Source organism: Domibacillus robiginosus (genome assembly GCF_000966195.1).
Taxonomy (GTDB): domain Bacteria; phylum Bacillota; class Bacilli; order Bacillales; family Domibacillaceae; genus Domibacillus; species Domibacillus robiginosus.
Genome location: NZ_LAHL01000004.1, coordinates 58233 through 79553, shown reverse-complemented (window position 1 = coordinate 79553; position 21321 = coordinate 58233). Strand labels below are relative to the sequence as shown.

General features: G+C 44.4%; 22 protein-coding genes. 10 read left to right on the top strand and 12 right to left on the bottom strand.

Features of this window, described 5'->3' with window-relative positions; translation table 11 throughout:
• Window positions 1–83: 83 nt before the first annotated feature.
• The 6 genes from VP97_RS03420 to VP97_RS03395 all read right to left on the bottom strand — a co-directional run bounded on the left by VP97_RS03420 (window position 84) and on the right by VP97_RS03395 (window position 4445).
• On the bottom strand, window positions 84–515 hold the full coding sequence (locus VP97_RS03420) for a hypothetical protein (protein WP_050180279.1): 432 nt from the start codon (window positions 513–515) through the stop codon (window positions 84–86).
• Window positions 515–850 (bottom strand): ASCH domain-containing protein, encoded by a 336-nt coding sequence (locus tag VP97_RS03415; protein ID WP_050180278.1) that lies wholly within the window; start codon window positions 848–850, stop codon window positions 515–517. The genes VP97_RS03420 and VP97_RS03415 overlap by 1 nt, the downstream gene beginning before the upstream one ends.
• A 112-nt stretch (window positions 851–962) precedes the next feature.
• A complete protein-coding gene (rlmN, locus tag VP97_RS03410) occupies window positions 963–2021 on the bottom strand; it encodes a dual-specificity RNA methyltransferase RlmN (RefSeq protein WP_050180277.1) in 1059 nt (352 codons plus the stop codon).
• 107 nt (window positions 2022–2128) lie between these two features.
• The gene (locus VP97_RS03405) at window positions 2129–2359 is read right to left on the bottom strand and encodes a hypothetical protein (RefSeq protein WP_050180276.1); all 231 of its coding nucleotides are present in this window, start codon (window positions 2357–2359) and stop codon (window positions 2129–2131) included.
• A gap of 14 nt (window positions 2360–2373) precedes the next feature.
• The gene (locus VP97_RS03400) at window positions 2374–3012 is read right to left on the bottom strand and encodes a class I SAM-dependent methyltransferase (RefSeq protein WP_245629820.1); all 639 of its coding nucleotides are present in this window, start codon (window positions 3010–3012) and stop codon (window positions 2374–2376) included.
• Window positions 3006–4445, bottom strand: a complete 1440-nt coding sequence (locus VP97_RS03395; RefSeq protein WP_156153400.1) for an anion permease — start codon at window positions 4443–4445, stop codon at window positions 3006–3008. Before VP97_RS03395 ends, VP97_RS03400 begins: the two co-directional genes overlap by 7 nt.
• Window positions 4446–4915: 470 nt before the next feature.
• Here VP97_RS03395 and VP97_RS03390 point away from each other — a divergent pair, with 470 nt between their 5' ends.
• The 5 genes from VP97_RS03390 (at window position 4916) to VP97_RS03370 (ending at window position 10714) form a co-directional block, all read left to right on the top strand.
• Window positions 4916–5992 (top strand): DNA alkylation repair protein, encoded by a 1077-nt coding sequence (locus VP97_RS03390; protein WP_050180274.1) that lies wholly within the window; start codon window positions 4916–4918, stop codon window positions 5990–5992.
• A gap of 227 nt (window positions 5993–6219) precedes the next feature.
• Window positions 6220–6900 (top strand): response regulator transcription factor, encoded by a 681-nt coding sequence (locus VP97_RS03385; RefSeq protein WP_050180273.1) that lies wholly within the window; start codon window positions 6220–6222, stop codon window positions 6898–6900.
• 2 nt (window positions 6901–6902) lie between these two features.
• Entirely contained in the window at window positions 6903–7910 is a 1008-nt protein-coding gene (locus tag VP97_RS03380) for a sensor histidine kinase (RefSeq protein ID WP_050180281.1), read from the top strand.
• Between the two features lie 100 nt (window positions 7911–8010).
• Window positions 8011–8772 (top strand): ABC transporter ATP-binding protein, encoded by a 762-nt coding sequence (locus VP97_RS03375; protein ID WP_050180272.1) that lies wholly within the window; start codon window positions 8011–8013, stop codon window positions 8770–8772.
• The gene (locus tag VP97_RS03370) at window positions 8762–10714 is read left to right on the top strand and encodes an ABC transporter permease (protein ID WP_050180271.1); all 1953 of its coding nucleotides are present in this window, start codon (window positions 8762–8764) and stop codon (window positions 10712–10714) included. Before VP97_RS03375 ends, VP97_RS03370 begins: the two co-directional genes overlap by 11 nt.
• Before the next feature lie 85 nt (window positions 10715–10799).
• Here VP97_RS03370 and VP97_RS03365 read toward each other — a convergent pair whose 3' ends face one another.
• Window positions 10800–11381 carry a Fic/DOC family protein gene (locus VP97_RS03365; RefSeq protein ID WP_050180270.1) on the bottom strand — a complete coding sequence of 194 codons (582 nt, stop codon included), beginning with the start codon at window positions 11379–11381 and terminating at the stop codon, window positions 10800–10802.
• On the bottom strand, window positions 11365–11538 hold the full coding sequence (locus VP97_RS03360; protein WP_156153399.1) for a Zn-dependent hydrolase: 174 nt from the start codon (window positions 11536–11538) through the stop codon (window positions 11365–11367). Before VP97_RS03360 ends, VP97_RS03365 begins: the two co-directional genes overlap by 17 nt.
• Window positions 11539–11783: 245 nt before the next feature.
• On the opposite strand from VP97_RS03360, the gene bcaP reads away from it, so the two are divergent.
• From bcaP to VP97_RS03345, 3 genes are all read left to right on the top strand, one after another.
• Complete coding sequence (bcaP, locus tag VP97_RS03355; RefSeq protein ID WP_050180268.1) at window positions 11784–13175, top strand: branched-chain amino acid transporter BcaP; 1392 nt, start codon at window positions 11784–11786, stop codon at window positions 13173–13175.
• A 437-nt stretch (window positions 13176–13612) separates the two neighbouring features.
• On the top strand, window positions 13613–14674 hold the full coding sequence (locus VP97_RS03350; protein WP_050180267.1) for a sulfite oxidase: 1062 nt from the start codon (window positions 13613–13615) through the stop codon (window positions 14672–14674).
• 127 nt (window positions 14675–14801) lie between these two features.
• Window positions 14802–16028, top strand: coding sequence for an NAD(P)/FAD-dependent oxidoreductase (locus tag VP97_RS03345; RefSeq protein WP_050180266.1), 1227 nt, complete (start codon window positions 14802–14804; stop codon window positions 16026–16028).
• 41 nt (window positions 16029–16069) lie between these two features.
• Here the strand turns inward: VP97_RS03345 and VP97_RS03340 are convergent, their stop codons facing one another.
• The 3 genes from VP97_RS03340 to VP97_RS03325 form a co-directional block, all read right to left on the bottom strand.
• Window positions 16070–16687 carry an L-lactate permease gene (locus VP97_RS03340; RefSeq protein ID WP_050180265.1) on the bottom strand — a complete coding sequence of 206 codons (618 nt, stop codon included), beginning with the start codon at window positions 16685–16687 and terminating at the stop codon, window positions 16070–16072.
• Between the two features lie 26 nt (window positions 16688–16713).
• Window positions 16714–17658 (bottom strand): L-lactate dehydrogenase, encoded by a 945-nt coding sequence (locus VP97_RS03335; RefSeq protein ID WP_050180264.1) that lies wholly within the window; start codon window positions 17656–17658, stop codon window positions 16714–16716.
• Window positions 17659–17975: 317 nt separating this feature from the next.
• Complete coding sequence (locus VP97_RS03325; RefSeq protein ID WP_050180262.1) at window positions 17976–18407, bottom strand: MarR family winged helix-turn-helix transcriptional regulator; 432 nt, start codon at window positions 18405–18407, stop codon at window positions 17976–17978.
• A 191-nt stretch (window positions 18408–18598) separates the two neighbouring features.
• On the opposite strand from VP97_RS03325, the gene VP97_RS03320 reads away from it, so the two are divergent.
• Both VP97_RS03320 and VP97_RS03315 read left to right on the top strand, forming a co-directional pair.
• Window positions 18599–19003 (top strand): CidA/LrgA family protein, encoded by a 405-nt coding sequence (locus VP97_RS03320; protein ID WP_050180280.1) that lies wholly within the window; start codon window positions 18599–18601, stop codon window positions 19001–19003.
• On the top strand, window positions 18973–19665 hold the full coding sequence (locus VP97_RS03315; protein WP_050180261.1) for an LrgB family protein: 693 nt from the start codon (window positions 18973–18975) through the stop codon (window positions 19663–19665). The genes VP97_RS03320 and VP97_RS03315 overlap by 31 nt, the downstream gene beginning before the upstream one ends.
• Window positions 19666–19883: 218 nt before the next feature.
• Here the strand turns inward: VP97_RS03315 and VP97_RS03310 are convergent, their stop codons facing one another.
• A complete protein-coding gene (locus tag VP97_RS03310; protein WP_050180260.1) occupies window positions 19884–21314 on the bottom strand; it encodes a flavin-containing monooxygenase in 1431 nt (476 codons plus the stop codon).
• Window positions 21315–21321 lie beyond the last annotated feature (7 nt).

Genomic DNA, 21321 nt, shown 5'->3' with positions numbered 1-21321 from the left:
TTTGTCTACAGTCTGAAATCCGGCCTTATTTTAATAGGCCGGATTTTTATGTTTCACGTGAAACATTTTTTATGGAAAGCTTTTCACCAAAAAACGGGCTTTGCCGTCATAAACCAGAGCATGATTGCTAGAATACTTATATAAAGCCAAACTGCCCGGTAAAGCTTGCCAGCCAGTTCACTTTGTGTGTTGATACCTGCATAAAATCCACGAATGGCCGGTGTAAAAGCACGGGCTAGAAACACGATCGACGCAGCCATGACACCGACTGTCATTACTACCCATGATGTTCCCCACGTCCAGCCGCTTTGCCAGATAAGGAGAATTCCTGTTCCAACCAAAACATGGCCTGCATGTTTCACCAGTCGTACAGCAGCACGAAATATATCTAAATAAGCCGTTAATACTTCCTGCTGGGCTGTTCTTATTTTCTTTGTCAAAGGTAGAAGCACGAAAAAAGGGCCAATCGATAAAGCGGCACTGGAAATATGCAAAAATAAAAGAAAAGTATACATTAAACAGTTCGGAATTCATGTACCCAAACGCGCATGTGAGGCAGCCATGGCATGCCTGGATGATAGGAAAGAATAGTATTTTTGTATTCTTCTACGGTTGCAAACCCTTCCTGTTTAGCATGCGCATCGGTCAGTTCCCCGAGTGTTTGAGCGTAAACAGCTTCCACCACAAAGTCTCGGCCTTCAAGTGTGAAGACCTCACCGATATCTGCATATCGTCCGTTTCGACGTGTTGCGGTTTTCTGTCCTTTTAGTACTTTTTCCACGTCTTCCTTCATCGTCACCAGACGTTCAATCGTACATGTTTTTGGCGGTAGTTCATTTTGTATAGTCATAACCGGATCCCCCATTTTTTTAAAACTTTATACGCTTCCACTTTATCATATTTTTCAATTTACAGACAGCAGCCATAAAAAGCCGAACCTTCATTGAGGTTCAGCTTTTGCTTTATGACTGGGCTTTTTGAATTTGTTTGCTTCGCAGCTGTCCGCATGCAGCATCAATATCAGTCCCATGCTCCTGACGCACCACGCAATTTATGCCTTTTTTCTTCAGCGTATCATAAAACGCCATAATATCCTCCGGTGTGCTTCTTTGATACTGTCCATGCTCATCAACCGGATTGTACGGTATTAAATTCACGTACTGCTTTTTATCCCCTATAAGCTGGGCCAGCTGAAGCGCATCTTCCACCCGGTCATTTACACCTTTTAGCAAGATGTACTCAAAGGTGATACGGCGATTTGTGTTTTCCAAGTAATAATCAACCGCCTCCATCAGCTTTTCAAGCGGAATTGCCCGGTTGATTTTCATAATCTTTGTCCGCAGTTCGTTGTTCGGTGCATGAAGAGAAATCGCCAGGTTTACCGGAATTTTTGTATCTGTAAAATCATAAATTTTATTCGCCAGACCGCTCGTCGAAACAGTAATGTGACGGGCTGCAATTTCCAGTCCTTTTTGATCAATCACGATTTTTAAGAAATCGATCAAGTTGTCAAAATTGTCAAACGGCTCTCCAATGCCCATGACAACAATATGACTGACCTTTTCCCCTTTGCCTGCTTCATCCAGTGCATGCTGTACATTCATAATCTGCTCTACAATTTCACCGCTTGACAAATCGCGTGTTTTCTTTAACAGACCACTCGCGCAAAAGCTGCAGCCAATGTTACAGCCGACCTGCGTCGTTACACAAACAGACAAGCCGAATTTGTGGCGCATCATAACCGTTTCAATTAAATTGCCGTCTGTTAATTTAAACAAAAATTTAACTGTACCGTCAGATGATTCCTGCTTCACGTGTTCCGTTAACGTATGCAGAACAAAACGCTCTTTTAAAAGCTTGATACATTCAGGTTTTACATCCGTCATTGCATCAAATTCCGTTACCCGCTTCCGGTACAGCCAGTCCCACACTCGCTGCGCCCAAAACTTTTTATATCCATGCGGCAAAAGCCAGGCTTCCAGCTGCTCAAACGTCAATCCGTAAATGGATTCTTTGTTCATTATATAAATAGCCTCTTTTCATTACTTAAATTGAAAATGTCCTACCTTCAAAAATAACGTAAACGAGCCGCCTGCACAAGTGGCAAGTTTGTGCAGGCGGCTCCCTATTAGTTGTTCACAACGAGTGCGAGCCGCTTGTTTCGGACGTCTCGCTCTTCCTCGGATACAAGGTCGTATTTTTTGAGAAGGTGAAATAAATCATTTAATATGTCCTGTGTCCGCTCTTCCTGAAGGTAGTTCCGTAAGCTGTCGTACAGATAAGCTGGCAGAAATGTTTTTTGGCTTTCCAATTTTTCCATTACATCTACGTGCGAATGGTCGATGCTGCATTCACTCATGTTCAATCACTCCTTTATAATTGGTATTGAAAAAGAACAAACCGTTCATGCTCATTTTTTTCATACATCCCGCTGATTTTCACTTCATCAAGCCAGTTAAACACTGTTTGGTTCTCCAAAAAGTATAAGTATTCCTCCGATGGATAATACAAAATCAGTGTGACCTGGCGGGGAGACTTTTCCACTGAAGCTAAAATCCGCTGTACGACCCTCATGAAAATCTGCACTGAAAACGGATTAAAAAAGTAAAAAACGTTATCCTCCGCTCTTACTTCATATTCCTGCGCCATCACGCATTGAAAATCGATCAATCCATGCCGGCGCTTTCTTTTTTTCATATACCCTGTTTTATTCTGCAAACACTCCTCAAAAAAAGCAGGATTCATTTCAATGCCTGTAACGGACGTTTGGAAACGGTCATGCACATAAAAAGCGACCCGCCCTTTGCCACAGCCGACGTCTACAAATCCATCGCCGGCATCTAGCGTACAGTGTTCAAACAATTCATCAAGTCCTGCGTACGGTGTAGGCTCGTAACGATGATAGTGGGCAAGCTGGGGGAAACCCCGCTGATCTCCTGTTGTCTGAATGGACAGCCGCTCGTCATACGTTTTTTCTTTTGATATGGAATTCATTTGATTTTCTTTTACCATAGGCCCAGCACCTTCCACCAGGCGCCGCCAACGCCAAGCCAGACAATTAAATGAACAATCGAAATGATGAGGCCGAGTGTCCACCATTTGCTTTGGGTTACATAGCCAGCACTAAAAAACACAGGAGCCGGCCCGCTGCTGTAATGCGTCAAGCAGCCAAACAAATTACTGAATACGCCGAGCAAAAGAGCAGATGCAACAGGCGGCGCCCCGGCAGCTACAATAACGGCAAGAAAAGCCGCATACATGGCGCTCACGTGAGCTGTATTGCTGGCAAACAGATAATGCGAGTAAAAATAAACAACAGATAAAATCACCAGCGTCCATAGCCAGGACATGCCGCTGACGGCTCCTTTCATTGTGTCTGTAAACCATGGAATCATCCCAAGATCATTTAAAAATCCGGCCATCATTACTAAAACAGCAAACCAAACGAGCGTATCCCACGCACCTTCTTCTTTTTTAACATCCGACCAGCTCAGCACCTGTGTAATCAGCAGCGCAACAAGTCCGATAAAAGCCGTTGCTGTGGCGCTGATGCCAAAGCTTGACCCGAAAATCCATAAAGTTAAGATGAGCACGAAAACACCAATCATAAACCATTCTTCTCTTTTTAACGGACCCATTTCCTGTAACTTTTGAGCGGCCATTGCAGGCGCAGCCGGTGTTTCTTTTACCTCAGGCGGGTACAGCTTGTACAGTACGTACGGAACAAGCAGCAGGCTGAGCAGTCCTGGCACAGAGGCAGCAGCGGCCCAGCCAACCCACGAAATCGGTTCCCCGGTAATATCCCCCGCAATTTGCGCTGCCAGCGGATTAGCAGCCATTGCCGTTAAAAACATAGCTGACGTCACCATGTCTCCATGAAACGAAACAGTTGTTAAAAAGGCTCCCACTTTTCGCTCAGTTCCATCTCCAGACCTTGAACCGTATGCCTCAGACAGCGATCGGACAATGGGGAGCAAAATGCCGCCAGCCCGGGCCGTATTCGACGGCATTGCAGGAGACAAGATCAAATCACTCGCCACAAGCGAATACGATAAGCCGAGCGTTTTTTTGCCGAACTTTTTCACAAACATATATGCAACCCGGGTGCCAAGCCCCGTTTTAATAAATCCTCTTGAAATAAAAAAGGCAATGACAATCAGCCAGATCGTTGTGTTTTGAAATCCACTGAGTGCTTTTTCAATCGTCAGTGTCTGTGTTAAAACGGTTCCTGTCAGGGCCAGAACAGCAACACTGCCCATCGGCATAGGCTTAATCACAAGCCCGACAATCGTTGCCGCAAAAATAGCAAATAAGTGCCACGCTTGAGCTGAAAGTCCAGATGGTGTTGGAAGGAACCAAATAAGAGCCCCGACTCCAAGCGTTAACAAAAGCTGATCAAGCTTTACTTCTCTCTGCTTTCGAACCGGTATCCTGTTTTCATTCATCATTTTCTCTCCTTTCTTTTTGCATTGTAAAATAATTCACAAGCATAGTCGAAAAAACAATCTCACTTTATCCTTATCCTTTTCATACATGAATATAAACGTACTTCATCTACTTTGTGATTTATCCAATGACAGCCTGATCGATCATCGAACGATTGATTCCAGGAGGTTAAAACGAGCATGGCGATTGTATCACATGTGGCTCTTATTATGGCCATTGCAGGCGCAAATACGCTTTTGACTGCTCTTACTTGTGGCTGTGGATTATTATAGCGGAGGAGCAAGCATAGTTCTTATTATTAGAGCACATGGAGCAGGCCTTGCCACCTTCAGCGGACCATCTATTGCTTATGCATTCCTTTACGCTAAAGAAGCCCATAGTACTCTTTCCTGTAAACCTGAACAACAAACAACTAAACAAACATACATTCGCTCGTTATGTTATAATAACTGAAAGGAGCTGACGAAATATGGCAGATTTAAAAGATGTATATGATAGCAAATTTATCGAGTCGCTGGCCTATGCACTCGGGCAGGCTGATGTATCCTTTAATCAGGAAGCATTTTTAATGTACGTCTCTCAGGAAAACTGGTCGTCACTGGCATTAAAACAACGAATCCGCCAGGTATCAGGTGCCATGCATGCAGGAATGAACAAGCCTTTTCCCCAGGCTATTCCCCTGCTGCTAAATGCAGCTCCCCCGTTCAAACGTCTGACGGGACTTGTATTTCCTGATTATGTAGAGCAGTATGGCCTTCTTTTTTGGAAGGAATCAATGGAGGCACTTGCCCAGTTGACGGTGTACTCCACGTCTGAGTTTGCCGTCCGGCCTTTTCTGCTGCAGGATCAGGAACGCATGCTGGCTCAAATGATGGAATGGACAAAAAGCAGTAATGAGCACGTACGCCGGCTCGCCAGCGAAGGTGCTCGTCCTCGGCTACCGTGGGGCCAGTCTATTCCGGCATTTAAACAAGATCCTTCCCCACTTTTGCCGCTGCTTGAGCCGCTCCTCAAGGATGATTCACTGTACGTGCGGAAAAGTGTCGCTAACCATTTAAACGACATCTCAAAAACGCATCCGGACATTCTTATTGCACTCATCCGCCAACGGCACGGACAGCACCCACATACCGATTGGATTTTACGGCATGCTGCCCGGACACTGCTCAAGCAGGGAAATCCGGATGTTCTGCAGCTGTTCGGCTATCCAAACAGTGCACATGTTTCGGTGAGCCGGCTGTCGCTGGAGAAGCGGACAATTCCGATTGGCGGAGCCCTGCAATTTTCGGTAGAGATCCATGCTTCTCAGCCTGTAAAAACAAGGGTTGAGTACGCCATTGATTACATGAAAAAAAATGGCCGCCCAAGTCGAAAAGTATTTCACCTTACTGATACTCATCTTGCAGGCGGACAATCTAAAACAATGGTCCGCACCCAATCATTTCGTAATATGACGACCCGCACCCACTATGCGGGTGAACATACACTCTCCATTCTTATAAATGGAATTCAAAAAGAAAGTATTACTTTTTATGTGACAGACTAAATATAGAAACTTGAGCACTTTCTCTTTTGGGGCGCCTGACAGTATCCGCCAGGCCTGACTGCTCGTTCATACCGATAAAATCAGCTCATGGTTTTCGCTTATCAGCAGCAGGCAGAATAAAATGGATGAAGAAACCCTGCATAGGCCGCTCTATTTAAAAAAACGTTCAACTGTCCATCAATTTTCGATACAATAAAAGAAACTGACTGGAAAAGTGTGGTGATTTTTTGTTTAAACTGCTGCTGATTGAAGATGATGAAACACTTTTTACGGAAACAAAAGAACGACTGACGCAATGGTCATATGACGTATACGGAATTACCGATTTTGGCCAGGTAATGAGCGAGTTCACGGATGTGAATCCTGACCTGGTTATTATCGACATCCAGCTGCCAAAGTTCGATGGCTTTCATTGGTGCCGGATGATTCGCTCGCGTTCCAATGTACCGATCCTGTTCCTGTCCTCGCGCGATCATCCAACCGATATGGTGATGTCGATGCAGTTGGGGGCGGACGATTTTATTCAAAAGCCGTTTCATTTTGATGTATTGGTGGCAAAAATACAAGCAATCCTGCGCCGCACTTACAACTACAGCACTGTTGTGCCCACGCTTAAATCCTGGTGTGGTGCTACTGTGGATTACGAAAAAAATCTTCTTCAAAACGAGTGTGGAACCGTAGAGCTTACTAAAAATGAAATGTTTATTTTAAAACAGCTGATTAATCGAAAAAACAGTATTGTCAGCCGGGAAGCACTCATTAAAAGTTTATGGGAGGATGAACGGTTTGTCAGTGATAATACATTGACTGTCAATGTGAACCGGCTTCGAAAAAAGCTTGATGAACTTGGAGTCGGCAGGTTTATTGAAACGAAAGTCGGCCAGGGGTATATGGCGGTGGAAGAATGAACATGCTTGTTACATACATAAAAGAACGGCGCAGCTGGATTCTTTTTTTCATCGTTCAGCAGCTGCTATTATTTTTAGTGGCATTCGTGGACACAACCATTCCCTTATCCTCTATCCTGTACCTTAATCTTTTGACGCTTCTTTTGTTTCTTCTTTTTTTCGCGGTCCGTTTTCAAAAGGAAATCGTCTTTTACCGTCAGCTGCAGGAGCGGGATACCTCACTTGATGGAGATGCTTTACAAGAGCCGGAAAGCGCTTTTGAACAAATTATCTATACGTATTTAACAAAACAAATCGAACAATATAAGCGCGAAGCATCCGATAATCGGACCGAGCTTGAGCAGGAAAGGGATGATCTCCTTTCCTGGGTGCATGAGGTAAAAACGCCCCTCACAGCCATGCATTTAATGATTGACCGGATGGACGTTTCTAAAACAAGAGCACAGCTGATACATGAATGGCTGCGCATTCATTTGCTTTTAGACCGGCAGCTTCACCAAAAACGCCTTCCTTTTATGGAAAACGATTTATACATTGAGCAGGTCGCACTGGAACCGCTTTTGTTTACGGAAATCCGCTCGCTCCAGTCGTGGTGCCTGCAAAAAGGAATTGGTTTTGACGTAGAGCTCACCACTTCTCATGTATTAAGCGATGCAAAATGGCTGGCTTTTATTTTTCGTCAGCTGCTTACGAACGCTGTTAAATATAGCGAAGCGGGTGACGTTATTGTTCGCAGCGCCAAGCGAAGCCGACAAACTGTGGTGACCGTTACGGATTACGGCCGCGGTATTTCCCCGCAGGACCTTCCCCGTGTCTTTGACAAAGGATTTACGGCTACTGGCGGTCCTCATCAAACAGCTGCCTCCACGGGAATGGGGCTGTATTTAGCCCAAAGGGCTGCTGATTCTCTTTCCATCAGTATCAAGGCTTCTTCCACGCTTGAAGCTGGTACGACATTCACACTCGTTTTTCCCGAGCAGAACGACCTTATGCAAATAACAGGCATGTGACAAAAGTGTCACATGCTTTTGTTTTTTGTTCGCTGAATCGAAGGACTTCTCCTCTCCTTCTCTTTTACAATAAATGTATCGATAAAAGGAGTGAATAGATATGAGTATATTAAAAGCGACCAAGCTTCGCAAAAGCTATGGAAATAAATTTAATCGCCAGGAAGTGCTCAAGGGCATTGATATTCATGTAGAAAAAGGCGAATTTGTCAGCATTATGGGCGCGTCCGGCTCAGGCAAAACAACGCTTTTAAATGTCCTGTCCTCCATTGACCAGGCAAGCCAGGGAACGATCTGGATTGACGGCCATGAAATGACAGCCATGAAAGAAAAAAAACTGGCCGAATTCCGCAAAAACCACCTCGGCTTTATTTTCCAGGATTACAACCTGCTCGACACACTTACTGTAAAAGAAAACATTCTGCTTCCGCTCACTATTGCTAAAACCGGACAGAGCGAAGCAGCAGAACGGTTTCATGTGATCGCTGATGAACTCGGCATTTATGAAATCCGTGATAAGTATCCCAATGAAATTTCTGGCGGTCAAAAACAAAGAACATCTGCCGCGCGGGCATTTATTCATGAACCAAGTATGATTTTTGCCGATGAGCCAACCGGGGCACTTGATTCCAAAGCAGCCTCTGATCTGCTGAACAAGTTAACAGCCTTAAACAAACGGCGCATGGCGACCATTATGATGGTCACTCATGATCCGACGGCGGCAAGCTTCGGAAGCCGGGTTATTTTTATTAAAGACGGACAAATGTATACCCAGCTCAATAAAGGAGAGCAATCGAGGCAGGATTTTTTCCAGGACATCATGAAAACACAGGGCCTACTGAGCGGGGTGCAGCATGAGCATTAATCAGTTGATGGTCCGAAATTTAAAAAAGAACTTAAAAAACTACTATTTATATGTATTTGCGCTTGTGTTCAGTGCCGCGCTTTACTTTGCATTTGTCACTCTTCAATACGACCCGGCAATGGATGAAGCGGCAGGCAGTATTAAAGGTGCGGCTGCCATTCGGACTGCGTCTATTTTGTTGATTGCGATCGTAACCGTTTTTCTTTTGTATGCGAATTCTATTTTTATAAAACGCCGCAGCAAAGAAATCGGACTGCTTCAGCTGATCGGTATGACGAAAGGGCAAATTTTTAAGCTGTTAAGCGTTGAAAACCTGCTTTTGTATTTCAGCTCTCTTATCATCGGCTTGTTTGCCGGCTTTGCTGCTTCAAAGCTGGTTACTATGATTTTATTTAAAATAACCGGTGTTGATTCCGTTGCTTCTCTGTCTTTTTCATCACAGGCGCTTGTGCAGACGCTAGCTGTATTCACACTGATTTATCTGTGTATTCTGGCAGTGAATGGACTGTTTATTAAGCGGCAAAATATTTTATCTCTTTTCCGAGTGGTGGGCACACGAGAAGAAAAAGGAAAGCGGATTTCCATTTGGGAAATGTGCATCGGACTGCTCGGCATCATTTTAATTGCAACCGGCTATTTTGTTTCCTCTAAATTGTTCGATGGTGATTTCACCTCTATGAATGAGCTGTTTAGAACTATGGCGTTTATTCTTGCTGCGGTCATTATCGGCACCTATTTGTTTTATAAAGGATCGGTTCGTTTTCTGTTTCATCTCATTCGCAAACGGAAAAACGGTTATTTAACTGTAAAAGATGTACTTTCTCTTTCTTCTATTATGTTTCGGATGAAATCAAACGCATTGATGCTTACGGTTATTACCACCCTATCGGCACTGGCGATCGGCCTGCTGTCACTCAGCTATATTTCGTACTACTCGGCAGAAAAATCAGCCCAGCAGCAGGTGCCAAATGATTTTGTTGTTCCGAATGATCAGGATGCCGCAAAGCTGAAGCAGGCGTTTGATGCGGAAAATATTGCTTATGAAGAAAAACGGATCGAGGTTATACAGGCAGAGGTGAATGTGTCTGACATCCTCAGTACCACGCTTGATGAAGCAACATTTAATGCGGATAAAATGCAAATGCCGGTCATTAGCGATAAGACTGTAAAAGGCATAAATTTGTCACCCGATAACACTCTTTTTTCCGGTTATGTAGATATGCTCAGCAAGGTGATGCCGCTTGAAGATTCCGGTTCGATTGAGCTGCTCGGCAAAACAAAAACAATTCCGCAACACTATATCGGGCTCGAGCGGGACTTCCTGCTTCCGTACACCTTTACAAGCGGCGGCCTGCCAACTGCCATTGTGGATGATACGGTATTTCACCGCTTAAAGCAGGATGCCGACCCAGCCATCCAAAACGATTTTTCTCTTTATATTGGACTGGATGTAACAAATAAAGAGCAACTGCCCAAAGCGAATGACGTATTTTCTCAGGTGTTTAACAATCTGAATTTCGGCAGTGCACAGCTTTCACAGGCACAGACTGCCGAGACCCAAAAACAAAACATGGGGCTGATGATGTTTATTGTTGGCTTCCTCGGTTTAACGTTTTTGGTGACTTCCGGCTGTATTTTATACTTTAAGCAAATGGATGAAAGCGAAGAAGAACGGGGCAGCTATACCATTTTACGCAAGCTTGGCTTTACGCGTGGCGATCTTTTGCAGGGTATCCGCATCAAGCAGCTTTTCAGCTTTGGCATTCCGCTTGTAATTGGCCTATTGCACAGCTACTTTGCGGTACAATCCGGCTGGTTTTTCTTCGGCGGCGAGCTGTGGACACCGATGCTTATTGTCATGCTTCTATATACGCTGCTTTACTCAGTATTCGGTATTCTGTCCGTTCTCTACAGCAAAAAAGTCATCAAAGATGCGCTTTAATACAAAAAACTCCAGCCCGAAGATCGGCGCAGGAGTTTTTTATTCATTCACCAACAAAAGCAGACCCGCCTGGATCTGCTTTTGTTTATTTTACAATGGCAAGCGTTTTTTCAAAAATCGTCTCCAGACCCGATGAATCCGTTACCGACTGAATCATCGCCTGCATGTATTCATCATAGTCGAGCTTCTCGTAAGCCCATTCGAAGCCGAAACGTTTGGCATAATGAAATAAAAAAATACGGGTTGTCCGCCCATTTCCCTCGCGAAATGGGTGCAGCATGTTCAATTCAGCTTTGTAATAAGCGAGACGTTTGGCTGCCTGGACTGTCGTCAGCCCATGCAAAGAATCATTCGCTAACTCAGTGAAAATATGAGCGGCCATGCCACCCAGGTAAGAAGCGTGGCAAAAAACCGTTGTCCCTTTTGAAATGTTCACGTTCCGGTATACGCCGGCAAACGGATAAACATCCTGAAACAGAAAATGATGAAGCTGCTTGAACTCCTTCTCCGTGAAATGCTTCAGGACGAAGCCGCCTCTTTCCATTTGAGCAGCCCGCACCGTAAACGCAAAAGCTTCGGCACTGCTTAGTTCCTCCGGTGTTCTTGCACCGATTATATTGTGTTGAAGCAAGTACTCATCATTGAGCCCGTCAAAGTACTTTCCCATGAAATTGTTCCTTGATCGCTTCACTTGTAATGTCTTTTTTTGAATTGACCAGCTGAAGAGCTCTTTCCTGCAATTGTTTGCTCAGCTCTACATTTTCAAGAGACAAGTTTTTTAAAATGCGGTTAAATTCCTTTGATGTTGCACTTAGCTTTTTCACTTTTTCACAACCCGCCATATCCAGTTTATTTCCTTCTATTATATCACACGTATCGTTCTCCAGTATGCGGCTGAGCCTGGTATAAAATTTTTACAAATTTCGACAAAAACAGACTTTTTCACTTTCTTGAAATATTGATACCGCTTACTTTTTGAAAATATCTTACTATTTAAAAAAAGCTGTTGACCTATGCGACAGAAACCGTTAGAATCTTTACATGTTTGCAGAAAGAATGAGGGTTAAGCGTGAAAAATACAGTATTTAGAAAGAAAAATGTCGAATCGTTGTTAGGGAAAAAGGGACCCGGACAGCTTCAGCAGACGCTTGGAGCGTTTGACCTGACGTTAATGGGTATAGGTGCTATCGTCGGAACAGGAATTTTTATCCTCCCTGGAACAGTAGCTGCTACTCATGCTGGACCGGCTATCATCTTTTCCTTTGTCGTTGCTGCAATTGTTTGTGCTCTGGCAGCTATGTGCTACTCGGAATTTGCTTCGGCTGTACCTGTAACAGGCAGTGCATACACATATAGCTATATCGTCTTTGGAGAATTGATCGCCTGGCTTGTCGGCTGGGCATTGGTATTGGAGTATGGATTGGCTGTAGCGGCAGTCGCAACCGGCTGGTCTTCATACTTCTCCGCACTTTTAGAAGGATTTAATATTCATCTGCCAAAAGCAATTTCAGGTTCTTTTAATCCGGTAGAAGGAACATACGTAAATGTTCCGGCAGTAGTAATTATTTTTATTATTGCTCTTTTGTTGTCGCGGGGTGTGAAAGAATCTGCCCGCTTAAACCAGGTAATGGTATTTGTTAAAGTAGCCGTTATTTTGCTGTTTATCTTTGTTGGTGTATTTTACGTAGAACCGGCAAACTGGCAGCCGTTTATGCCGTTTGGCGTGAGCGGCATTTTTACCGGTGCTGCGCTCGTATTCTTTGCGTATTTAGGATTTGATGCCGTATCGTCTGCAGCGGAAGAAGTGAAAAATCCGCAGCGGAATATGCCAATTGGAATTATTGGCTCCTTGTTTGTTTGTACACTTCTTTACGTATCGGTTTCACTTGTCCTGACAGGTATGACGCCTTATACGACGTTAAATGTAAGCGACCCGGTCAGCTTTGCGATGCAGCTTGTCAACCAGGACTGGGCAGCCGGCGTGATTTCATTGGGCGCCGTTATCGGGATGATTACCGTTATCCTTGTAATGATGTATGGTGGAACGCGTCTTCTTTACGCGTTCAGCCGCGATGGCCTGCTTCCGAAAATGCTTTCTGAAGTTAATCCCATTTCCAAAACGCCTGTGAAAAACACATGGTTTTTCGCCATCATCATCGCGTTTTGTGCAGGCGTTACACCGCTTTCTAAATTGGCGGAGCTTGTTAATATGGGTACGCTTATTGCGTTTACCATCGTTTCACTCGGTATTTTATACTTGAGAAAAGATAAAAGCATTCCAGCCGGCGGCTTTAAAGTACCATTCTTCCCGGCATTGCCAATCGTTTCTTTCTTCTTGTGCTTGTTCCTTATGTCCCAGCTTTCCGTCCTTACTTGGATCGCATGCGGCATCTGGTTTATCATCGGCCTGTTGATTTATTTCATGTACGGCCGCAAACACAGCACACTGAATACAAAATAAAAAAAGCCTGGCCCTGCAGTTTAATCACCGTAGGCCAGGCTTTTTTTATATCCGCCTCTTCTAAAAAAAGCCGATAAGTGATGTTGAAGATCAATAAGCAAGAACTGAATAGATATTTTCTCTTTTTCAAACAGAAAAATATGACCTGATTAGCGTTATACAACCTCGTCGCAAGCCAATTGGCAGCGGAAGGACGACGGACTAACGGGCATCTGAGATTGGCGAAGCCGGGCTTAGCGCCTGGCTCATGGAAAGCGAAGCTGCCTGGACACCGCCGATCCATCCATTCATGTGCATAGTCCAAAATATAATTTGTCTACAGTCTGGGTTACTTGGTTTCTCCTTTTATCTCTTTGCCTGTCATACTAAATAGCTTAATGAAAAAGCATGCGCATATAGATAAGTGACTACTTTTTGTGAGGAGGAACTTATGTTTAATGCGAAAAAAACCTGCATCAAAGCCATATTTGCGGACGTATCGTCTGCAGCCGGAAAATCAGGAAACACCTATTCACTTTTTGCAGGCAGATACAGTAAATCACCCATTGTTTTACCGGCGAAACCATTTTTCTTATCCTTCTCTTTCCTATTCTAACTACTGGCTCTCTATAAATGGATTCGTGGCTAAACCCGTCCTTCTTTCCATACAGGATCTTCTTCAACTTCCATCTAAAAAGGGTCAAGTTGTGCTGGAGTGTGCAGGAAACAAACGCAGTTTATTCCACCCCAAGGTATTCGGTGAGCAGTGGGAAAAAGGAGCGATCAGTCAGGGGGTGTGGAAAGGTGTTCCGCTGCGCATACTGCTTGAGGCAGCCGGGGTGAAAAAAGGAGCGAAAGAAGTAGTCGTGGAAGGCTATGATTATGAAAAAAAAACCGACTTAGACGAAGTGCATACGTACACGAGGAGCCTGCCTATTGAAAAGGCTTTTCACCCTGATACCATTATTGCTTACGAATATAATCATCAGCCGATTCCTTTTAAGCACGGGTATCCACTGCGGCTCATCGTCCCGCAATGGTATGCGATGGCTTCCGTTAAATGGATCAAACAAATCACGGTTATAGATGATCATTATGCAGGTCCTTTTCAATCGGTTGACTATATGTATTATCCGCACAAAGAAACAAACAAAGTTGCTTTCCCCGTTACCCATATCAATGTTAATTCGACGATTCAAAAACCGCTGAATATGGATATCTTAAACACTGGAACGCATGTAGTGCGAGGAATTGCCTGGACCGGTAAAGGCGTAATCACAAAAGTAGAAATCAGCTTCGACCGCGGGCAAACATGGCTAATGGCACAAAAGGAGCTCGCCCGAACAGGTTATGGCTGGGTTTCCTGGTTATATGAATGGAAAGCAGAGAAAAAGGGAGAATATACGATCATGTCAAGAGCGGTTGATTCCTACGGACGAATACAGCCGGCCGCCCCATTTTGGAACCGGAAGGGCTACGGGTACAATGCCATTGATCAAATTGAGGTGAAGGTCGAGTAATGGGCTCCAAGCTAATAGAGCAGATTCAGAAGCTGCTTTCTGCTCTTTTTTAATACATATACATTGTATGGACCTGAACAGGTTGGAAATAGTAAGAGTATCGTTTTTTATACGCAGGAGGAAACAAATGAACTTACATTCTGGAACGTATTACTGGCCGGCCACTTTTCCTGATGCGCCTTCCTACCCTTCTCTGGAACAGGATCTTAATTGTGATGTTTTAATTATCGGAGGCGGAAGCTCTGGTGCTCAGTGCGCTTACTACCTTGCTTCCCACCGTTTAGATGTAGTGGTGGTGGAAAAAGGAAAAGTTGGCTTTGGCAGCACGATTACGAACACAGCCCTGATTCAATATTCAGGCGAAAAAATGTTTACCGACTTGATTCATACATTCGGGGAAGAATATATCAGCCGGCATGCCCGCCTGCTGAAAGAAGCCATCGATGAAATTGAAGAAGCTTCCAAAACGGTCGACTTCGATTTTGAATTCAGCCGGCGGGACACCTTATATTCCGCCAGCTCTAAAGGAGACATTCCATCCCTGAAAAAGGAATATGAATGGCTGAAGCAGCAGGGCTTTAAACTGGATTTTTGGAATAAGGACAAAATTAAAGCCCACTATCCGTTCAGCCGGGAAGCCGCGATTTATTCTTACGACGATGGCGAACTGAATCCATTTAAATTTACCCACGCCCTGCTCGGGTGGGCAGCGAAAAGAGGAGCCGAGGTTTACGAAGAAACAGAAGTGAATGGACATCATTACGACCGTGAGCAAAAACGCATGGTTGTGTCGACAAAAACGGGGCACTCGATCCGGGCACGCCGCGTTATTTTCGCAGCAGGATATGATGGAATAGACGTGAAAAGGGAGAAAAAAGCTTCTTTTGTAAGCACTTATACGGTTACAACCAGCCCGGTCGATGACTTATCCGCCTGGCATAATCGTACACTGATCTGGGAAACCGCCCGTCCCTACTTGTACCTGCGTACAACAGCAGATAACCGGATTTTGATCGGCGGTCTCGATGACAATACAACGTATCCCGAAGACCGTGACAGCAAGCTGGTGCATAAAAAGAAAAAGCTGATCGAGGAGCTGGAAACCCTATTCCCCGGTTTGAATGTAAAGCCTGAGTATTATTCCACAGCTTTTTACGGGGGAACAGTCGATGGGCTGCCGATTGTCGGCCGATACGATGATTACCCGGACAGCTACTTTTTATTCGCCTTTGGCGACAACGGAACCGTATACAGCCAGCTGCTCGCTAAACTGATTGCCGAGGATATACGGGATGGCCAGAGTGCTGATTTAGAGCTATACCGGCAGGATCGGCCCCTGCTTGGAAACCAATAAAAAAAGGAGCGGCTCCGCTCCTTTTTTTATTAGCCTTATTTTTAAAAAATCAGTAAGAGTCCAAATGTCCAGATGCAGACAAATGCCAGCAGACCGAAGCTGTATTTGATCGTCATTTTTGTCAGTGCGGCTTCATTCCCTGTTTCACCGACCGCAGCTGTTGCAATCGCAATGGACTGCGGCGATACAAGCTTTGCCATGACTCCGCCCGCTGTGTTTGCTGAAACGAGCAGCACGGCGCAGATGGCAATCGGTATGCCAAACCCTGCCGCTCCTTCCAAAAAGGCGTTAAAGCAAAAGCCGATCAGCAGCAGCTGAATGCGCTGGTCCTGCGAAATCCCGACAATACTGCCACGCAGTACGTCAAACTTCCCTGATTTCACAGCAATTTTATACAGCCAGACTGCCATGACAATAATATAGCCAATCGGCCAAATTCCTTGAATAATGCCTTGAATCACGCTGCCAAGGGACTCGCCGACGGGAAGCTTGAAAACAAACAGGACGATCAAAAAGGTTACCGCTAAATTAACCAGCGCTGCATGAATGCCTTTCATCTTTAACACGGTCAAGCATAGCAAAAATAACAAAATTGGAATCGCAGCAACGAAAGTGGAAAGGGCCAGATTATGAAACGGATCAAACGTGCTGACTAACATAAGAAGGACTCCCTTTTGTAAAATACTTAGACGTTACTCTCCTGCCAAATAGCTCCTTGAATATCTTTTAATGTTTGAACAGAACGGGCCAGCTTTTCTCGTTCACTTTCGTTCAAGTCGAGTTCAACCACCCTTTTCACGCCGCCACGGTTAATCACAGACGGAATACCGATATATACGTCGCTGTGTCCATTTTCCCCTTCAAGCAGCGCACCGACTGGTAAAATCACATTTTCATTCCGCAAAATCGCTTTTGTAATCCGGGCCAGCCCTGACGCAATTCCGTAGTAAGTCGCTCCTTTGGCATTGATAATGTCGTAAGCAGCATCACGTACGGCCACTGCCATTTCTTCTTTTCTTTCTTCTGTTAATAGTGGTGCTACCGGTGTGCCGGCAATACTTGCTGAGCTCCAAACTGGAAGCTGGGAATCACCATGTTCACCGATAATGTAGCCATGAACGCTTGCTGGTGCTGTATCAAATTCTTTTCCTAATGCAGAACGGAACCGGGCAGAGTCAAGCACTGTTCCTGAACCGATAACCCGTTCTTTTGGAAGACCGGAAATTTTCCATGTTGCGTAAGCTAAAATATCGACCGGGTTTGTGGCGACCAAGAAAATACCGTTAAACCCAGTTTTCATGATGCTGCCAACGATAGATTCAAAAATTTTCACGTTTTTGCTGACAAGGTCTAATCTTGTTTCTCCCGGCTTTTGCGGGGCACCTGCACAGATCACAACAAGGGCAGCGTCTTTGCAGTCTTCATATGTGCCAAATTTAATCGCCATTTCCCCGGGCGCGTATACAACACCGTGATCAAGGTCCATGACATCGCCTTTTGCTTTTTCTTCATTTAAATCAACCAGCACGAGCTCATCGCAAATACCTTGATTCAATAACGCATATGCATAGCTTGATCCAACTGCACCTGTTCCAACTAAAACGACTTTATTGCCCTGTGTGAAATTCATGATAATGCCCTCCGATTTTTACTATTTGTGAAATATTTCACATGATTTTGTATAAAAAATTGTATGATCGCTATTTTGAATAGTTGACCTGAAAAATGATCAGCCGTTTCTTTTCATCAAGATTATGTGAAATATTTCACATATATTTATAAAAAATATAGTTCGCTTCTTTGGCTATATTGTGAATCATTTCACAATTAGATTGTACTACAGGAATTCTTTTCGTGCAATAGGCAAATTTATTTTTATGGAGAACAAAATAAAGCCTGCCTGCAGCCGAAAAAAGTGCAAAAACAGGCTTCCTTTTCTCATCTTTATTAATCAAAAAATGCTTCATTTAGCCGGATAAGCAGCTCGCCAAACGATTCTTTTTCATCGGCTGTCCACTCACCCGTTATGCTTTCAAATCGTTTCAGCCGCATTTTTTTATCCGCTTTCAATTTTTGCTTGCCAAGCTTCGTAACCGTAAACAAACTAACCCGCCCGTCTGCAGGATCGGAAAAACGAATGATCAGTTCCTTTGCTTCTAAAGCCGCTGCCTGCCTTGAAACGGTTGAAATATCTAATTTAAATGATTCTGCCAGCTCTTTTACACGCGCCGGGCCAAACTCATCCAATTGCCTTAATAATAAGTAAGCAGAACGCTCCAGGTTTCCGATTTTCTTTTCCGAGTTGTCGAGATAAACCGCCCGCCGGATAAATGTAGTCAGTTCATATTCAATGCGTTCAACCGGGTTTCGCTTTTCCATTTTTCTTCACTCCCCTCCCGAATATACGGACTTTTCCTTCATTGACAAAGCATTATATAGTTGTATAATACAACTATATATATTTGTATCGTACAAGTAAATAAACAGAAAGTAAAGAAAATTCTCACATTTTTATCTATCTATTTAGAAAGGAGGAAGCTGCTCGTATTTTGAAAGAGCAGTACCTTATATTGAAAGCTGTTAAAATCATATTACAAGTGGCGGTCCTGTACGCCTTTTTTGCTGTAGGAGAAGCTGTGCACCTGCTGTTTGGCCTGCCTGTACCCGGGAGTATTATCGGTTTACTCTTCATGCTTATTTGCTTAATCTTTAACATTATACCGGTGAAGATCATTGAAAATGGAGCCAATTTTTTATTGTCCTTTCTTCCGCTTTTGTTTATACCAGCGATGGCAGGTGTAATAAATTATCCTGCTCTTTTTTCTGGCAACGGCGCCATCCTCCTTCTGGTTGTGGTAATGAGCACGATTGTGACAATGGCCGCAGCGGGAATGGCCAGCCAGCTGCTAGAGCAGCGCGTGAATAAACGAAAGGAGAAAAAGAAGTGCCGCAATTCTTTATCGCGATCTTTATAATTTTGTTAACAGTGGCCGCTTATTTAGCCATGATGAAAGTATATCAGCGTTTTCCTTACCCTTTTTTTATTCCGGTCTTAACGACAACTATATTGATTATCGTCCTGTTAATGACATTCCATATCTCGTATAACGGCTATATGATCGGTGGGCAATGGATTAATTCCCTACTCGGTCCAGCTGTCGTTGCTCTTGCTTATCCTCTTTATAAGCAGCGTCACGTTTTACTTACATACAGCTTTCCGATTATAGGAGGCGTATTCGTCGGGTTGTTTTCAGGCATGATCAGCGGTCTGCTTTTTGCCAGGATGTTTGGCATCGACCGGGATTTGATTTTGTCCATTATACCGAAATCTATTACCACACCCGTCGCAATTCAAATTGCCACTGGTATTGGTGGTGTTCCATCTATGACGGTTGTATTTGTGATGATTGCAGGCTTTTCGGGTGTTCTGCTCGGTCCGATGATTTTAAAGTGGGTTCGCATTCGCAGCTCCCTGGGAAGAGGCATTGCTTTTGGCAGTGCTTCACACGCTTTAGGTACTTCAAAAGCCTTTGAGTACGGGGAGCTTGCCGTGTCTATGAGTTCAGTCTCTATGACACTCAGCGCTGTGCTCGGCTCCCTGTTTGGGCCACTTGTCGTCTGGCTCTTTCATATTTAAAACAACACGCAAACAAGGAGGTCTCCAAGCCGGAAAACCGGCTGCTGAGACCTCCTTGTTTTTATGGCGGAATTTTTTTGCTGGATAGTCGGAGTAAACCGATAATGGCCGAAAAAAAGAAAATCCGGCCATCCAGCAACGTTTTCCGGCCCTCTTTTTCATTTTTCGGCTCAAAAGAGAGGCTTTGAAAAATCATTTTTTTAATTTCTCCAGGCGGTTTACGCTTCCAGCGCTGTTTTTCCAGTCCATTCCTCTGTAAATTCCACTTCATTGTAGGCGAAAAAGCTACTTAAAATATCTTCCTGATGATCCAGGAAAAGCTGATCTGCTACGGCCGATACAACCTTAGGAATTCCATATTTCATACCCGAAAGAGCAGAAGCAGTAATACCGCAGCTGATCAAAGCCGCATAGTTAAAAGTAAAAAGTCCATGCAGTGTTTTTTGCGCTTGCCTATCCCGTCCTGTAAAAGCAAAGCCGGGGCCCAGGTAAGGATGAGCATCAAGCAGGGGATGGGCTTTTTCTTCAGGCGCTTTGTAATAATCGCGCCAGCGCGCAATGCCACTTTCAACAAGCTTGAGCTCCGGACGCAAAGCAGGATCTGTCACAAGCCCTGTGCTAATGATAAGGAAATCAAAAGAAAAAGTGCCCTGTGGCGTTGTGATGATGGCTTTTTCCTCTTTCTCTTCTACTCCGAGCCAGGGTGATTCGAGATGTAGGTGAAAACCAGGCCATGAAGCAGCGCGTTGAAATGTATCGTTTGTCGGCGGTTGATTATGTTTAAAAAAGTGAGTCATCACATCATATTTTTTCTCGTCCGATAACGTGTGAAATCGTTCAATCATCCCTGACCCTTCCATCTGGCGGATAGGGTTAATTCTTGGCATTTCTTTACGCCGAATAAAAACGTGCGCCTCCGCTGTGCCTTCTGTTAGGGCAAAGTTTGCATTATCGAAGGCAGAGGCTCCACCTCCTAAAATGGCTACTTTTTTACCTTTGAGTTTGTTAAAATCAATTGCTTGGGATGTGTGAGCGTAAAGATGCCGGGGCAGTTTCTCAGAAACCATCGGCGGTACATGCCATTGACCACCTCCTTGAATCCCTGTTGCCAAAACAACTTTTCGGGCAAGAATCGTGTCTGACGGTGCTCCTGCGCCTTCAATGTGCAGCTGGTGAATGCCTTCTTCTATCGGATCAATCAGCTTCAGCTTTACTTCGTTCTTAACGGGAAGCTTTAAAACCTCACGATACCAGCGCAAATAATTCATCCAGTCACTTCGGGGAATTTTATCTACCGCTTCCCAGCTCTCCGGTCCGAACTGTGCTTCCCACCAGGAGCGAAATGTTAAAGATGGAACACCAAGGTCGATTGATGTTAAATGTTTCGGCGTGCGCAATGTCATCATTCGAGCGTATGTTACCCAGGGTCCCTCGTATCCTTCCTTGTTTTCATCAATAATTAAGATGTTGGAAATGCGCTCGCGCAAAAGACCAAAAGCAATTCCTAAACCGCTCTGTCCGCCGCCTACAATAACAGCATCATATACATGGCCTTTAGGGTGATGAACGGGCTGAACCCAGCTCTCTCTGTCAAATGCCAGATAAGAAAGATCCGTTTGTACTTGTTTGTTTAATGCCTCTATACTCATGTTCTTC

Excerpts from the sequence above, each read along its gene's own strand:
- VP97_RS03335 (WP_050180264.1), bottom strand. The coding sequence starts at position 17,658 with ATGAATTTCACACAGGGCAATAAAGTCGTTTTAGTTGGAACAGGTGCA.
- VP97_RS03395 (WP_156153400.1), bottom strand. The coding sequence starts at position 4,445 with ATGAATGAAAACAGGATACCGGTTCGAAAGCAGAGAGAAGTAAAGCTT.
- VP97_RS03420 (WP_050180279.1), bottom strand. The coding sequence starts at position 515 with ATGTATACTTTTCTTTTATTTTTGCATATTTCCAGTGCCGCTTTATCG.
- VP97_RS03340 (WP_050180265.1), bottom strand. The coding sequence starts at position 16,687 with ATGTTAGTCAGCACGTTTGATCCGTTTCATAATCTGGCCCTTTCCACT.
- VP97_RS03350 (WP_050180267.1), top strand. The coding sequence starts at position 13,613 with ATGCGAAAAAAACCTGCATCAAAGCCATATTTGCGGACGTATCGTCTG.
- VP97_RS03375 (WP_050180272.1), top strand. The coding sequence starts at position 8,011 with ATGAGTATATTAAAAGCGACCAAGCTTCGCAAAAGCTATGGAAATAAA.
- VP97_RS03365 (WP_050180270.1), bottom strand. The coding sequence starts at position 11,381 with ATGGGAAAGTACTTTGACGGGCTCAATGATGAGTACTTGCTTCAACAC.
- VP97_RS03405 (WP_050180276.1), bottom strand. The coding sequence starts at position 2,359 with ATGAGTGAATGCAGCATCGACCATTCGCACGTAGATGTAATGGAAAAA.
- VP97_RS03345 (WP_050180266.1), top strand. The coding sequence starts at position 14,802 with ATGAACTTACATTCTGGAACGTATTACTGGCCGGCCACTTTTCCTGAT.
- VP97_RS03380 (WP_050180281.1), top strand. The coding sequence starts at position 6,903 with ATGCTTGTTACATACATAAAAGAACGGCGCAGCTGGATTCTTTTTTTC.
- VP97_RS03370 (WP_050180271.1), top strand. The coding sequence starts at position 8,762 with ATGAGCATTAATCAGTTGATGGTCCGAAATTTAAAAAAGAACTTAAAA.
- VP97_RS03310 (WP_050180260.1), bottom strand. The coding sequence starts at position 21,314 with ATGAGTATAGAGGCATTAAACAAACAAGTACAAACGGATCTTTCTTAT.
- VP97_RS03390 (WP_050180274.1), top strand. The coding sequence starts at position 4,916 with ATGGCAGATTTAAAAGATGTATATGATAGCAAATTTATCGAGTCGCTG.
- VP97_RS03415 (WP_050180278.1), bottom strand. The coding sequence starts at position 850 with ATGACTATACAAAATGAACTACCGCCAAAAACATGTACGATTGAACGT.
- VP97_RS03400 (WP_245629820.1), bottom strand. The coding sequence starts at position 3,012 with ATGGTAAAAGAAAATCAAATGAATTCCATATCAAAAGAAAAAACGTAT.
- VP97_RS03325 (WP_050180262.1), bottom strand. The coding sequence starts at position 18,407 with ATGGAAAAGCGAAACCCGGTTGAACGCATTGAATATGAACTGACTACA.
- rlmN (WP_050180277.1), bottom strand. The coding sequence starts at position 2,021 with ATGAACAAAGAATCCATTTACGGATTGACGTTTGAGCAGCTGGAAGCC.